This is a genomic window from Streptomyces nigra, from assembly GCF_003074055.1.
Classification (GTDB): Bacteria; Actinomycetota; Actinomycetes; order Streptomycetales; family Streptomycetaceae; genus Streptomyces; species Streptomyces nigra.
Genome location: NZ_CP029043.1, coordinates 2,872,035 through 2,885,328, shown reverse-complemented (window position 1 = coordinate 2,885,328; position 13,294 = coordinate 2,872,035). Strand labels below are relative to the sequence as shown.

Here is a 13,294-nt window from a genome sequence, read left to right as displayed (position 1 = left end):
CTTCTGACGGGCGGGGGCTCAGCCGGCGGCGGGGGCGCCGAACCAGCGCTGCAGGGCGGTGGCCAGACCGTCGGCGGTGCCGTCCGTCCCCACCCAGGCGATGTAGCCGTCGGGCCGCACCAGCAGGTCGGCGGAGGGCGCCTCGGGGTCGGGCCGGGAGGCGGCGACGACGTCCACGCGGTCGGCCCAGCCGGCGGCGGCCGCGGTCAGCGCCTCGCCGCCGCGCAGGTTCAGCAGCAGCGGACGGCCACGCGTGAGCAGCGCGTACGTGGTGGTCTTCTCGTCGCCGACCAGCAGGTCCTGGTCGGGCAGCCGGCGGCCGAGCAGCGGGTGGCCGCCCTCGCCCATGTCGTAGGCGATGTCCAGGCCGGTGACCAGGCCGACCAGGTGCCTGCGGACCGCCTCGATGCCGACGAGCTCGCCGAACAGCTCGCGCAGCGGCTGCATCTCGGGGCCGCCGAGGTAGAGGGAGCGCTGCACCAGGGTGTTGGCGACGATCCGGCCGCCGACCGGGTGGCGCTCGGAGTGGTAGGTGTCCAGCAGGCCCTCGGGGGCGTGGCCCTTGAGCGCCGCGGCGAGCTTCCAGCCGAGGTTCACCACGTCGCCGACGCCGGCGCTGATGCCCTGCGCGCCGATCGGGAGGTGGATGTGGGCGGCGTCGCCGGCCAGGAAGACCCGGCCCTCGCGGTACTCGGCGGCGTGCCGGCTGGCGTCGGTGAAGTAGCTGGTCCACAGCGGCCGGTGGCCGGTGATGTCCTCGCCGGTGACGCGCTGGAAGGCGGCGGCGACCTCGGGGAAGGTGGGCGGTTCCGTCGTCGGGCGGACCCCGGCGCCGCGCTCGAAGACGACCACACGGGTGGCCTTCGGGCCGAGGGGCAGCACCACGACCATGCCGGACTCGCCGACCTCGCCGGTCGGACGGATGCGCAGCTCGTTGGTGGCGACGTCGGCCATCAGCATCTCGATGGTGGCGCTGGTGCCGGGGAAGTCGATGCCGGCCAGGCGCCGCACGGTGGAACGGGCGCCGTCACAGCCGACCAGATAGGCGGCGCGCAGCGTCTCGGTGCCGTCCGGGCCCGTGACCTCGACGGTGACGCCGTCGTCGTCCTGCGTCATGCCGACGACCTCGCGCCCGCGGCGGACCTCGGCGCCCAGGCCGGTGGCCCAGGTGTGCAGGATCGCCTCGGTCTTCGACTGCGGAACTCCCCGGACACCGAAATTGCCGCCCTCGACGATTCGATAGTCGATGGGCAGTCCGCCGAAATGGCCGAAAGGTATCGTCTCGAGTTCGCCGAATTCTTCGAGAAGTCCGCGCTGCCCGAACTCCTCGATGGTGCGCGCGGAAAATCCGAGGGCACGGGACTGCTGCATGGGCGCGGCCAGCCGGTCGAGCACCAGTACCTCATGCCCGGCCAGGCGGAGTTCACCGGCGAGCATGAGTCCGGACGGGCCGGCCCCGGCGACAATGACGTCGGCATGAAAACGGTTCATGTTTCCTCTCCCAGTGGATTTTTCACCAGTATTCCGGGGGAGCCGGGGAAGCTGAACGGCCGTAAAGTCAGGTCTCTGACAAGTTTCGTCAGAGCTTCTTCAGCAGGGTCAGGCGGTGGAAATGCGCCGAGGGCGCCGGCGGTTTCGCGCCCGGCGCCCTCGGCTGGTGTGCGGCCCGCTCACAGCAGGCCCAGCACCCGGTCCACGTCGATCTCGATCACGACCAGGCCCGGCGGCTCCGGCGGCGACGACCAGTACCGCTTGGCGTACCGCCGGACACCCTCCTGGACCCGGGCCGGGTCGTCGTGCACGGTGGCCGTGCCCTCCAGGGTGATCCAGCGGGGCCCGGCCGTCTGGCACAGGGAGACCCGGCCGCCGGGCGCTGCCAGCACGTTGCGGGCCTTGCGCCGGGTCACCGCGGTCATCACCCGGGCCAGTCCCGCCTCACCGTCCCAGGTGAAGCGCACGGGCGTCACATGGGGCGAGCCGTCGGGGCGGAGCGTGGTGAAGGTGCACAGCTGGTTCTCGGCGAGGAAGTCCTCGGCCGCGGAGGACAGACGCGGTGACGTCGGCATGGCTGGGCTTCCGTTCTCAGGCGTGGGGGGCGGCCGGCTGGTCCGCGGCCCGGGTGAAGGGCAGCAGGAGCAGCGTGAGGACCAGGCCGGCCGCGGCGAAGCAGGCACCGGCGAGGAAGGCGTCGTGGAAGACCTCGGTGCGCGCCTGGATCACCCGCTCGGGCACCCCGTCCGCCCACTCGGTCAGCTGCTCGACCTGGCGGAAGGCGTAGGTGGCGGCCACGGCGAGGCCGAGGGCGCCGCCGACCTCCTGCGCGGTGTTGATGAGACCGGCGGACAGTCCGGACTCGTCCTCCTCGGTGCCCGTGAACGCGGCCACCTGCACCGGCACGAACGACAGGCCGAGGCCCAGGCCGGAGATCAGGAAGGCGGGCAGCAGGTCGACCACGTAGGAGGCGTCGGACGGGGCCCGCCACAGGAGGAACATGCCCACGCTGGTCAGCGTCAGACCGACCATCAGCACCGGCTTGGGGGCGACCTTCGTGACCAGCTGGGAGGCGATGCCCGCGCCGACCGCGACGATCACGGCGAGCGGGACGTAGGCCAGACCGGTCTTCAGCGCCGACCAGTTCAGGACCTGCTGCATGAACAGGCTGGCGAAGAAGAACAGGGTGACGCAGGTACCGAGCAGCAGGACCGCGACGACGTTGGAGGCGCGCAGCGACTTGCGCTTGAAGATGCCGAGCGGGATCAGCGGCGCCTGGGCGCGGCGCTCGATCAGCAGGAACGTGATGAGCAGGACCGCGGAGAGGGCGAAGCCGCCGTAGACACGGGCCATCGGGACGTCGGAGTCGTCGACGGTCTGGCCCAGGCTGAAGATGAGCAGCACCAGACCGGCGGTCAGGGTGACGGCGCCGGCGACGTCGAAGGAGCTGCTGCGCTCGGCGGCCCGGCTCTCGGCGACGACCCTCGGGGCGAGCAGGGCGAGGACGAGGCCGATCGGCACGTTGATGAAGAAGATCCAGCGCCAGCCCGGGCCGTCCGTCAGCAGACCGCCGAGGGTGACGCCGGCGACGGCGGCGATACCGCTGAGCGCTCCCCAGGCACCGAGCGCCTTGTTGCGCTCCGCGCCCTCCTCGAAGTTGTTGGCGAGCAGGGACAGCGCGGCGGTCGCGATGAACGCGGCGCCGAGGCCCTGGGCGCCGCGCGCCACGATCAGCATGGCCGCGTTCTGCCCGAACCCGGCGAGCAGCGAGGACGCGGCGAACAGCAGCAGGCCGGTCTGGAGCATCCGGCGGCGGCCGAAGGCGTCGGCGAGCCGGCCGGTCAGCAGCAGGAAACCGCCGAGCAGCATGCCGTAGGTGGTGACGATGTACTGCAACGACGTCTGGGAGATGTGCAGTTCGTCCTCGATCGTCGGCAGGGCCACGTTGACGATCGACACGTCGAGGAAGGTCATGAACCCGGCCAGGCAGAGGAACGCCAGGATGAGGCCCGGGCGCTTCGGCGGGGCCGACGCGTCGGTGGAGTGGGGAAGGCGCAGCGACTCTTGGGTCGACATGTCGCTCCTAGTGGGAGGTGAACGGAAGGGTTCCGTAGGGACGGGACAAGGAGGGAAAGGACATGGCGCGGGGCCGGGAGCGGGAACGCTCACCGCCTTCCGGGAAGCTAGCATCCTGGGTAAAGTAGGTACCTAGAGGAAAGTGGCTTCCTGGGAGGATCCGCATGGACGGCACGGGCACCATGGGCGGCGCCGCGAAGCACGGCGCAGGGGTCGACTCGGAGCTGGCGTGTCCGGTCTCCCCGGTGGTCGACATCGTCTTCAGCCGCTGGACGACACCGATCCTGTGGACGCTGAACGAGTTCGGCCGGCAGCGCTTCGTCGAGCTGCAGCGCAACATCCGCACCATCACGCCGAAGGTGCTCACCCAGCGGCTGCGCCAGATGGAGCGCGACGGCCTGGTGGTGCGCACGTACCACCCGGAGGTGCCGCCCCGGGTCGAGTACGAGATCAGCGAGCTCGGCCGCAGCCTGGCGCCGATCTTCGCCCATCTCGCCGACTGGTCCGCGGAGAACCTGCGCAAGGTCGAGCGGGCCAGGCGGGAGTACGACGAGGCCGACCTGCCGGCCGGGGTGGCCCGCTGACGGCTCAACCCCGCGCCTGGGCCGTGGTGTTGAGCACGCGCATCGCGCCCTTGTAGAAGACGAGCGGATCGGCCTCCTCCTCGGACGTGCCGAGCGCGGTGACCTCGCCGACCAGGATGGCGTGGTCGCCGCCGTCGTACTCCTCGGCGAGACGGCACTCCAGGAACGCCAGCGCCTCGGTGAGGACCGGCAGCCCACCGGCCGAGCGGTGGTGCGGGACCTCCGCCAGCCGCGCCGACTCACGGCCCGCGAACTTCCACGCGAGCCCCTCCTGACTGTGGGTCAGGAAGTTCACCACGAAGCCCCGGGAGCGCTGGAGCACCGGTCGCAGCCGGGACTGCCGGTGCAGGCAGAACAGCACCAGCGGCGGCTCCAGCGACACGGACGTGAACGAGTTCACCGTGGTCGCGGCGCCGTCCTCCGGTCCGCCGGTGGTGATCACGGTGACGCCGGTGGCGAAACTGCCGCACACCGAGCGCAGCGCGCGGCCGTCGACCGGTGGCCGCGGCTGCCGGTCGTGCGGGGACAACGACTGGACGGGTATCACGGGAAACCCCCTCGTCAGGTGCGCGGCGCGGTCGCGTCCGCGACGGGTGTGCGGGTGGTGGGGAGGGCGCCGGCCGTGAGGTGCTCGCGCCGGGACAGCAGCGGGGCCGCCATCGCCGTCGTCACGAGGGCCATGATCACCAGCATGGTGAACATCCGCCCGTCGAGCACACCGAGGCTCACGGCGGCGTTGAGGATGATGAGTTCGGTCAGGCCCCGGGTGTTCATCAGCACGCCCAGGTCCTTCGCCTCACGCCAGGACAGCCCGGACAGCCGGGCCGGGGCGATCGCGCCCAGCAGCTTGCCCGCGCAGGCCACGGCGACGACCAGGGCCAGCGCCAGGCAGTCGGCCGCCGTCAGCGCGCCGAGGTCGACACCGAGTCCGGTGACGATGAAGAAGACCGGCAGCAGGATCACGCTGACGTCGTCCAGCGGCCGGCGCAGATGCGCCGCGAGGACCCGCCGGGGCTCGCGCGGCATCACGAAGCCGAACAGGAACGCGCCGAAGATCTGGTGGATGCCGATCCACGACGTCAGCCACGACGAGGCGAACACGCCCGCGCACAGCACCGCGAGCAGCGCCGGCCAGCGCTCCATGGCCGCCCACCGCCACACCAGCCGCGAGATCAGCGGCCGTACGACGACGAGCATCACCGCCACGTACACCACGCTCAGCGCGCCGATCCGGGCCAGGTCCGCGTAGTCGCCGTCCGAGCTGACCAGCGCCGAGACATAGGCCAGCAGACACCAGGCGAGGACGTCGTCGATCGCGGCGCTCGCCAGCGACAGGGCGCCCACCCGGGTGTCCATCAGCTTGTTCTCGGCCAGGATCCGGGCCAGCACGGGGAACGCGGTGACGGACATCGCGGTGCCCATGAAGGTGGCGAACGCCAGGAACGAGATGTGTTTGCCGGCCACCGTGTCGTGGTGCGGGTACAGCACGACGGCCGCGGCCACCCCGAGCCCGAAGGCCAGCACGATCGACGACAGCGAGACGCCGGCCGCGAGCCGAGCGTGCGGCCGGATCAGCCGTCGTTCGAACTCCCAGCCCACCACGAACATGAACAGCACCAGGCCGACCTGCGACACCGCCGACAGCAACGGCCGTACGTCGGACGGGAAAAGCCGCTCCGTGAGGTTGCCGGGGAAGAGGCCCAGCAGGCTCGGGCCGAGCACGATGCCGGCCGTGATCTCCCCGATCACCTTCGGCTGGCCCACCTTGCGGGCGAGCGCGCCCAGACCGGCCCCGACCAGCAGGATCACCCCGATGCCCAGCAGCATCGCGGCGATCTGGTCCTCCTGCGCACCGGCCGCCAGGGCCCTCATCGGGCGCCCGCCGGACGGGGCGGACTGCCCGTCGACCACACCAGATGGAACGACAGCTCCGTCAGCCGCCAGCCAGCGCCGGTGCGCCGGGCGGCGCCCCGCACCAGCGTGCCGGAGACGAACAGCGGATCGCCGGGGGTGTCCGGGTGGTGCACGTGCGTCGAGACCAGGTTGGCCCGCAGCACCGCCCGCTCGTCGCCGGTGAGGTCCACGACCGCCGGCGAGTTGAGGTGCTGGGTGCCGGCGAAGGCGTCCAGCGCACGGCGGTGCCAGTCGGCCAGTCCGCCGACGCCCTCGTGCCGGGCCATCGGGAACTCCACACGGGCGTCGTCGGTGAACAGCGCGCGCGCCCAGTCGTCGTCGAGCTTTTCGTCGTCGAGACCTATGAGATATCGGTCGAGCAGCCCGCCGATTTCGGCTTTCGCAGTGACGGAATTCATCACCCGAGCATCGCGCGAGGGCCGGCGGGCACCCAAAGCACTTGTCGAAGACCTGACGTAGCCGCAGAAGATCTGACCCTGCTGGGAAAGACCTGACAAACCGCGCGGAGTCCTGAACAGCACGCCCTTCACGGGGAGATGACGCCTTGTCATGCTGATCGGGAAGCACCGATCACCATTCGAGTTCCGCTTCCTTTCACCCACTGCCGACCGGAAGAGAAGAGAGAATGCCGAAGATCGCCGCCGATGGTAAGAACCTGACCGTCCTCAACCTGTTCTCCACCGACTCCGCGGAGAAGCAGGACAGCCTGCTCGCCGCGATGCGGGAAATCGTCGACTCCGCCGCCTACGAGGGCTGGCGCTCCAGCACCGTGCACAGCGGCCAGACCAAGTTCGGCACCGCCAACTTCATCCAGTGGCGCTCCACCGAGGACCTCGAGGCCCGGTACGCCGGCGAGGAGTTCAAGCACCGCACGCTCCCGCTGTTCGGCGAGATCACCACCGCCATCCGGCTGCTGCAGAACGAGGTGGTCTTCACCCAGCAGAAGCCCGGCGCCGGCGAGACCGAGATCTCCCCGGACCGCGACGACTACACGGTCATCGACCTGTACGGCGTCACCGAGAAGCACCAGGACGACCTGGTCGAGACGCTCGGCGCGTCCCAGGACTGGCTGCAGAAGGTCCCCGGGTACCGCAGCCACACCGTGCTGCGCGGACTGCGCGGCCGCAACATCGAGGGCAGGTGGGTCGTCGTCTACTCGCAGTGGGACAGCAAGGAGGCGTACGACGCCTTCCGCGAGCAGCCGGCCGCTCAGCGCTCGGCGGAGCGGCAGAAGGTCGACGCCGCGGTGGACGCGCTGGCCACCTGGCGCGACTCCAACACCTACCGCGTGGTGCACACCCGGTCGGCCGGCGAGTGAGGGCAGGGGGTGCCGGCCGGGCGGGGCGACCCGCCCGGGCGTGACGGGCCCCCGGTGGAGTCCAGATGCGTGTACTCGTGATCGACCCGGACGACGGGTCCGCCGAACCCCTGGTCTGCCGCCTGGTGCGCAACGGGCACCAGGTCCGGCGGGCCCGCACCGGCCGGGCGGGACTGCGGGCGTGGGAGCAGGCCGAGGTCGTCCTGCTCGACCTCGACCTGCCGGACCTCGACGGTCTGCAGGTGTGCGCCGAGATCAGGGCGCGCGGCAGCACACCGCTGATCACCTTCACCGGCCGGGACTCCGAGCTGGACCGGGTGCTCAGCCTGCGCTCCGGCGCCGACGACTGCCTCGTCAAGCCCTACGGCTTCCGGGAACTGGCCGCCCGGATGGACGCCGTCACCCGCCGCGTCGTCACCGGCGGCGGACCTGCCGGGGTGTCCTTCGGGGCGCTGCGGCTGGACCCCGGCACCCGCGAGGCCTGGCTGGGGGAGCGGCCGCTGGAGCTGACCCGCAAGGAGTTCGACATCCTGCTGCTGCTCGCCTCCGCGCCGGAGACCGTGGTCTCCCGCCGGAATCTGATCGCAGGGGTCTGGGCGGACGAGTGGGCCATCTCCACCCGGACCGTGGACACCCATGTCAGCGCGTTGCGCGCCAAGCTCGGCGAGGGCTGGATCACCACGGTGCGCGGCGTCGGCTACCGGCTGGAGGACGCCGCCCGCACCGGCCGCCAGGCCCTGTCGGACAGCCCTTAGGCGGCGTCGCCCTCGCCGTCCTCGGCCTCCTCCGCCTCCAGCGCGGCGTCGCGCGAGGCGAGGAGGGCGACGGCCCGCTCCGGGGTGAGCTCCAGCGTCGGCAGGATCTGCGGCATCGCCACGCTCGGCAGCAGATGCCGGAACATCGCGATGACCCGGCGCGTCAGATCCCGGCGCTGGCACAGCACCTGCGACGTCCACTGGATGCCGGTGAAGGCCCCGGACAGCAGCTCCGCCGTCTCCGCCGGATCCACGTGCGGCAGCAGCTCACCGCGCTTGCGCGCCTCGACGAGCAGCTCGGTCAGCCGGTCCGCCCACTCCTGGAACGGGCGGCCGTGGAACGGGTTGCCGCCCTCCCCGTTCTCCCCGCTCTCGCTCCACTGGTCCATGGCGAGCCCGACACTGGCCCGGGTGAGCGGATCGTGCTGCAGCTGATGGGCGAACAGCAGCCCCTGGTCGGTGAGTTCCTGCAGCTTCGTGCGCTGCGCGGGCAGCGGCCCCAGCTCCAGCTGCGCCGCTATCACCCCGAGGGCCAGGTCCTCCTTGGACGAGAAGTGGAAGTACAGCGCCCCCTTCGTCACGCCGGCCCGCGCGATGATCTCCGTGATGGTCGCCGTGCTGTAGCCGCGCTCGTCGAACACCTCCGCCGCGGCCAGCAGGATCGACGTGCGGGTCTGGATCGCTCGCGCTTGACGTGCCATGCCCCCGTGCCTGTTTCTATGTCAGAGCTTGGTCAGGTTCCCCCGCAAAGAGAACCGGACTGCCAGTCTTTTGTCGAGAGGGGAACTATTCCCGCATCACTCGACTCAGGGGGCACTCCATGGCTGATCCCGCTATATCCGTAGTCGACAGGTTCGTCGGGTCCCGTCCGCATCTGAACCCGGCGCAGGAACGATCCGACACCGCCTCGGTGGCCTCGACGGCCCGTCCGGGCCGCCCGCACGCCGAGCCCACCCCGGCGAACCGCTCCGAACAGACCCTCGTTCGCCTCGCATACCAGACCGACTCCCCGGTTCTGATTGCCGATGGACGGGCCACCGGGGAGTTCTGCCACCGCCTCGACCCCGCCGACCGCTTCCCGGTCGACTGGCTGCGGCTGTCCGAGCACCGCTATCTCGTCAGCGTCGACTGGCCCGCCGCGCACCGCTTCTTCGCGCCGCTGCCCGGCGGACGGCAGGACCCGATGCTGGTCGCCGAGACCACCCGGCAGGCCACGATGATGCTGGCGCACGCCGAGTACGGCGTCCCCGTCGGCGACCAGTTCGTGATGCAGGAGCTCGGCTATCGTCTGCTGACCCCCGAGTTCACCGTGCTCGCCGCGTCCGGCCCGATCGACGTGGTCGTCGAGTGCTCCGACGTCCAGCTGCGCGCCGGACGCCTGGTCGGGATGCGGGTCGACCTGCGCTTCCAGCGGCTCGGCCGGGTGCTCGCCACCAGCATGGGCGTCCTGTACTGCACCTCCGCCCGGGTCTACCGCAGGCTGCGCGGCGCGAGCATGGGCGCCGACGGCCGCTCGGTGCCGCTGCTGCCCGCCGTCCCCGCCCACGAGACCGGCCGCACCGACCCCGCCGACGTCGTCCTCGCGCCTTCCAAGCACCGCCCCGGCTGGCGGCTGCGGCTGAACGTCGCGCACCCGACGCTCTTCGCCCGCCCCAACGACCACGTCCCCGGCATGGTGCTGCTGGAGGCCGCCCGGCAGGCGGCCACCGCGCTGACCCCCGGGCACGACTTCCACCCGGCCTCGATGCGGGTCGCCTTCCACAAGTACTGCGAACTGGCCGACCCCTGCTGGATCCTGGCCGGCCACGAGACCGACCCCGAGCTCGGCGCGGTGGTCCGGGTGCGGGGCCTGCAGCGGGAGGAGCCCGTGTTCACCGCGACGCTCTCCGCCGCCGTACGGGACGACGGGTGACCCGGCACCTTCTGGTGACCGGGTCCGGTGGGTTCGTCGGCGGCCATGTGGTCGCCGCGGCCGGCGCCGCGGGGGGCGTACGGCTGCGGCTGCTGGTCCGCACGGTCCCACCGCCCGGCCCCGGCCCGGCGGCCGGCCTCCCGGTCACGTACGTACGCGGCGACCTCACCGAACCCGCCTCGCTCACGGGTGTCTGCGACGGCGTCGACGCCGTCGTGCACTGCGCGTCCCGCGTCGGCGGCGACCCCGAGGCGCTGCGGCGCACCAACGACCTCGGCACCCGGGCCCTGGTCGAGGAGGCACGGCGGGCCGGCGTCGGCCGGTTCGTGTGTCTGAGCACTGCGGCGGTGCACGGCCGAGGGCCCTTCCGCCGGGCCCGGCCGGACGGGCTCCCGGTCGCGCCCGGGTCGGACACCAGCCGGACGCGGGCGGCGGCCGAGGCCCATGTGCGCGCGGCGGGCGGCACGGTCCTGCGGCCCCACCTCGTGTACGGCGCGGGCGACCGCTGGGTGGTGCCCGGTGTGCTGACGCTGCTGCGGACGCTCGGCGCCCTGCCCGAAGGGCCGCTCGGACGGCAGTCGGCGGTCGACGCCGCGGCCCTGGGGAGGGCACTGCTTTCGGCCGCGCTCACCCCGTTGGAACGTGTGGGCGGTGTCCGGTTCGTCGCCCATCCCCGGCCGGTACGGGGCGAGGAGCTGATCGCCGCGGTCGCCGAAACGTACGGTCTAATTCCGGGGGCCCTCCCCACGCTGCCCCTCGACGAGGCACGCGCCCGGCTGCGCGGGCATCCGGTGGCCCGGCACCATCTCGACCTGCTCGCCGTGGACCACTGGTTCGACGGCACGCCGGTCTGGGACGTCCTCGGCTGTTCCCCCGGGCCGGAGTTCGCCGAGGGCCTCGACCGGTACGCGGACCGGTACCGGAATACGGAGCCCGCCCCGGAGCGGGGGCCCGGCCGGGCTCAGCCCACGCCGGAAGCCGTCCGCTCCGGGCCCACGGTCTCGTCCGGGGCGAAGGGCAGGTAGCGGGAGGCGGCCACCGCGTACTCCACCACCTCGTCGGTCCCGCCGGGGTTCAGCCGGCCGAGCAGCTCAGGTACGGCGAGCCCCGGCAGGAAGCCCTGCCAGAACCCGGTGAAGGCGAGCCGCGTCCGCTCCACCTCACCCCCCTTGATCAGCACCCCTATCCCCGTCGTCGCGGCGACGATCGCGCAGGTCACCGCCTGGAGGTGGACCTGCTTCGCCAGGCTGCCGTCCTGCTGCGCCCGTTCGAGCAGCCGCCGTACGGCCGCGTGCCAGCCGTGCAGGAACCGCTCCCGCCCGCGCCGGGACCGGTCGTTGTCCAGCCGCAGCCCGGCCCGCGACACGACGTCCCAGGACAGCAGCTGGCTGAGTGTGTGGGAGACGTCGGTGAGCGCCTGGAGCGGCTCGGGGGTGCGCTCGTACGCGCTGCGGGCCGCGAGCCAGAGGGTGCCGCGGGCCTCGCTCACGACGGCCTGTGCCAGCTCCTCCTTGTTCGCGAAGTGGAAGTGCAGCGCGCCGGTGCTCATGTTGGCCCGCGCGCTGATGTCGGAGAGTCTGGCCGAGGCGTAGTCCTCACGGTCGAAGACCTCGGCCGCCGACTTGAGCATCAGCCGCCGGGTGCGGATCGCCCTCTCCTGTTGTAGTCCCACCTGCGTGCATCCTCTCATCCCGCCCGTCCCGAAACGGACTTGAAGGTCTGTTTAGCGAGGCGCGAGTGCCCACCCCAGGGGAGCGTCGATGTGGTCGGCGGCCCTCAACGTTGTCGACACTCCGTCAGTACTGCCCAGAAGATCACACTTTCCCACCTCAGGACCAGGGTGAGGGCGAAGTGGAAGCAGGGAATCAGCCGACCGAGAACGTTCTGGACGGTATACCACCGCGTTCGATGGAGCGGAACACGTGCGGCATCACCGCCTTCCGCCTCTACCTGCGCTCCTGCGCCGGCGGTCAGGAGCCGCAAGAACAAACCGCAGCCGCCGTCAGTGGCTGTTCACTCTTGGTTCACGGTCGAAATTTACTCGCGAAGCGAAGTGAAGATCACTAAGGCGATGACGCTGCGCAGCGGAATTGATCCTTCATGTCGCGCCAACTCCGGCGAAAGCCGCATTCGTTGTGACAGATAGTAAGTTTACCTAGTCTTTTTTTGACAAACCGAGAGGTACGTTTTTAGGCTCGTCCAGCGAAGTGCTCGAGCGGGAACTACGTGTTCAGGGGGAGAGCAGTGAGTCAACGCGCCACGAGCAGCACTCTGGAGATCCGACAGCCCGTCCCGGCCCAGATCCGCAAGTCCACGACCAATTGGCGGGTCCTGGTCGTCGAGAACAACACCGGCGACAGGGAGGCGCTGGCCGCCGGACTCCGGCGGCACGGTCACCATGTCGAAGGGGTCGCCACGGGGAACGCGGCCCTGCAGTCGTACCAACTCTCGGACATCGTCCTGCTCGACCTCGAACTGCCCGACGTGGACGGCCTGGAGGTGTGCCGCTCCATCCGCGCGCTCAGCGACGTACCGCTCATCGCCGTGACCGGATGGGGCACGGAACTGGACCGCGTCCTCGGCCTCCAGGCCGGCGCCGACGACTACCTCGTCAAGCCGTACGGCTTCCGGGAGCTGATGGCCCGGATGGACGCGGTCATGCGCCGCTCCCGCCCGCAGATCCAGGCCGAACAGGTCGTGCTGCGGGGACCGTTACGCATCGACGCCGCCTCTCGCGAGGTCAGTCTGCACGGCCGGGTCGTCGAACTGACCCGCAAGGAGTTCGACCTGCTGCATCTGCTGGCCTCCCACCCGGAGACCGTGATCTCGCGCAAGCGGATCATGCAGCAGGTCTGGGGCGGTTCCTGGTCCCGGCGCACCGTCGACACCCATGTCAGCAGCCTGCGCGGCAAGTTGGGCGGCAGCGACTGGATCGTCACCGTGCGCGGGGTCGGTTTCCGCTTCGGCAGCGGTTGACGGCACCACCCGGCGGGAGGCGACACACACGCCACCCGCCGGCCGGACGAAGGGCGGGCTCCGCACGACGGGAGCCCGCCCTTTCCGCTGCCCGGACACCTTTTCCGGATTCCGCGCATCCGCATTTTCCGGCGCGTGTGAACTCCCGCCCGCCGCACGCCCCGACGGCTCTGCCTGACGCTTTTCTGACATTCGCCTTGCCCTGCGCCAACAAAGCGGTAGCGGGCCTGTCGATCTGGTCCGAAGGCTTAATGGGCGACGGTTGAAC

14 protein-coding genes are annotated in these 13,294 nt (G+C 71.2%); 6 read left to right on the top strand and 8 right to left on the bottom strand.

Annotated features, from left to right (window positions below; all coding sequences use genetic code 11):
- Window positions 1-18 precede the first annotated feature (18 nt).
- The 3 genes from DC008_RS13260 to DC008_RS13250 form a co-directional block, all read right to left on the bottom strand.
- Window positions 19-1,491 carry an FAD-dependent monooxygenase gene (locus tag DC008_RS13260; protein WP_108707156.1) on the bottom strand — a complete coding sequence of 491 codons (1,473 nt, stop codon included), beginning with the start codon at window positions 1,489-1,491 and terminating at the stop codon, window positions 19-21.
- A 179-nt stretch (window positions 1,492-1,670) separates the two neighbouring features.
- The gene (locus tag DC008_RS13255) at window positions 1,671-2,066 is read right to left on the bottom strand and encodes a pyridoxamine 5'-phosphate oxidase family protein (protein ID WP_108707155.1); all 396 of its coding nucleotides are present in this window, start codon (window positions 2,064-2,066) and stop codon (window positions 1,671-1,673) included.
- Window positions 2,067-2,082: 16 nt separating this feature from the next.
- Window positions 2,083-3,567, bottom strand: coding sequence for an MFS transporter (locus DC008_RS13250; protein ID WP_108707154.1), 1,485 nt, complete (start codon window positions 3,565-3,567; stop codon window positions 2,083-2,085).
- A 164-nt stretch (window positions 3,568-3,731) separates the two neighbouring features.
- On the opposite strand from DC008_RS13250, the gene DC008_RS13245 reads away from it, so the two are divergent.
- On the top strand, window positions 3,732-4,151 hold the full coding sequence (locus DC008_RS13245) for a winged helix-turn-helix transcriptional regulator (RefSeq protein WP_079033861.1): 420 nt from the start codon (window positions 3,732-3,734) through the stop codon (window positions 4,149-4,151).
- Between the two features lie 4 nt (window positions 4,152-4,155).
- On the opposite strand, the gene DC008_RS13240 is transcribed toward DC008_RS13245, so the two are convergent.
- The 3 genes from DC008_RS13240 to DC008_RS13230 are packed head-to-tail and all read right to left on the bottom strand — an operon-like array spanning window position 4,156 to window position 6,463.
- Window positions 4,156-4,698, bottom strand: a complete 543-nt coding sequence (locus tag DC008_RS13240; protein ID WP_108707153.1) for a flavin reductase family protein — start codon at window positions 4,696-4,698, stop codon at window positions 4,156-4,158.
- Window positions 4,699-4,712: 14 nt separating this feature from the next.
- The gene (locus tag DC008_RS13235; protein ID WP_108710677.1) at window positions 4,713-6,023 is read right to left on the bottom strand and encodes a cation:proton antiporter; all 1,311 of its coding nucleotides are present in this window, start codon (window positions 6,021-6,023) and stop codon (window positions 4,713-4,715) included.
- The gene (locus DC008_RS13230; RefSeq protein ID WP_108707152.1) at window positions 6,020-6,463 is read right to left on the bottom strand and encodes a nuclear transport factor 2 family protein; all 444 of its coding nucleotides are present in this window, start codon (window positions 6,461-6,463) and stop codon (window positions 6,020-6,022) included. Before DC008_RS13230 ends, DC008_RS13235 begins: the two co-directional genes overlap by 4 nt.
- A gap of 227 nt (window positions 6,464-6,690) precedes the next feature.
- Between DC008_RS13230 and DC008_RS13225 the strand changes: the two genes are divergently transcribed.
- Both DC008_RS13225 and DC008_RS13220 read left to right on the top strand, forming a co-directional pair.
- The gene (locus DC008_RS13225; protein ID WP_108707151.1) at window positions 6,691-7,383 is read left to right on the top strand and encodes an antibiotic biosynthesis monooxygenase family protein; all 693 of its coding nucleotides are present in this window, start codon (window positions 6,691-6,693) and stop codon (window positions 7,381-7,383) included.
- A 65-nt stretch (window positions 7,384-7,448) separates the two neighbouring features.
- The gene (locus tag DC008_RS13220; RefSeq protein ID WP_108707150.1) at window positions 7,449-8,138 is read left to right on the top strand and encodes a response regulator transcription factor; all 690 of its coding nucleotides are present in this window, start codon (window positions 7,449-7,451) and stop codon (window positions 8,136-8,138) included.
- On the opposite strand, the gene DC008_RS13215 is transcribed toward DC008_RS13220, so the two are convergent.
- Complete coding sequence (locus DC008_RS13215; RefSeq protein WP_055624628.1) at window positions 8,135-8,839, bottom strand: ScbR family autoregulator-binding transcription factor; 705 nt, start codon at window positions 8,837-8,839, stop codon at window positions 8,135-8,137. The genes DC008_RS13220 and DC008_RS13215 overlap by 4 nt on opposite strands.
- 119 nt (window positions 8,840-8,958) lie before the next feature.
- Here DC008_RS13215 and DC008_RS13210 point away from each other — a divergent pair, with 119 nt between their 5' ends.
- Together DC008_RS13210 and DC008_RS13205 are read left to right on the top strand one after the other, a co-directional pair.
- Window positions 8,959-10,050, top strand: coding sequence for a ScbA/BarX family gamma-butyrolactone biosynthesis protein (locus DC008_RS13210; protein WP_108707149.1), 1,092 nt, complete (start codon window positions 8,959-8,961; stop codon window positions 10,048-10,050).
- A complete protein-coding gene (locus DC008_RS13205) occupies window positions 10,047-11,075 on the top strand; it encodes an NAD-dependent epimerase/dehydratase family protein (RefSeq protein ID WP_108707148.1) in 1,029 nt (342 codons plus the stop codon). Before DC008_RS13210 ends, DC008_RS13205 begins: the two co-directional genes overlap by 4 nt.
- Here the strand turns inward: DC008_RS13205 and DC008_RS13200 are convergent.
- Window positions 11,012-11,722, bottom strand: coding sequence for a ScbR family autoregulator-binding transcription factor (locus tag DC008_RS13200; protein ID WP_164492304.1), 711 nt, complete (start codon window positions 11,720-11,722; stop codon window positions 11,012-11,014). The two genes, DC008_RS13205 and DC008_RS13200, sit on opposite strands and share 64 nt — an antisense overlap.
- Before the next feature lie 599 nt (window positions 11,723-12,321).
- Between DC008_RS13200 and DC008_RS13195 the strand changes: the two genes are divergently transcribed.
- Window positions 12,322-13,026 carry a response regulator transcription factor gene (locus DC008_RS13195; RefSeq protein ID WP_234350937.1) on the top strand — a complete coding sequence of 235 codons (705 nt, stop codon included), beginning with the start codon at window positions 12,322-12,324 and terminating at the stop codon, window positions 13,024-13,026.
- Window positions 13,027-13,294 lie beyond the last annotated feature (268 nt).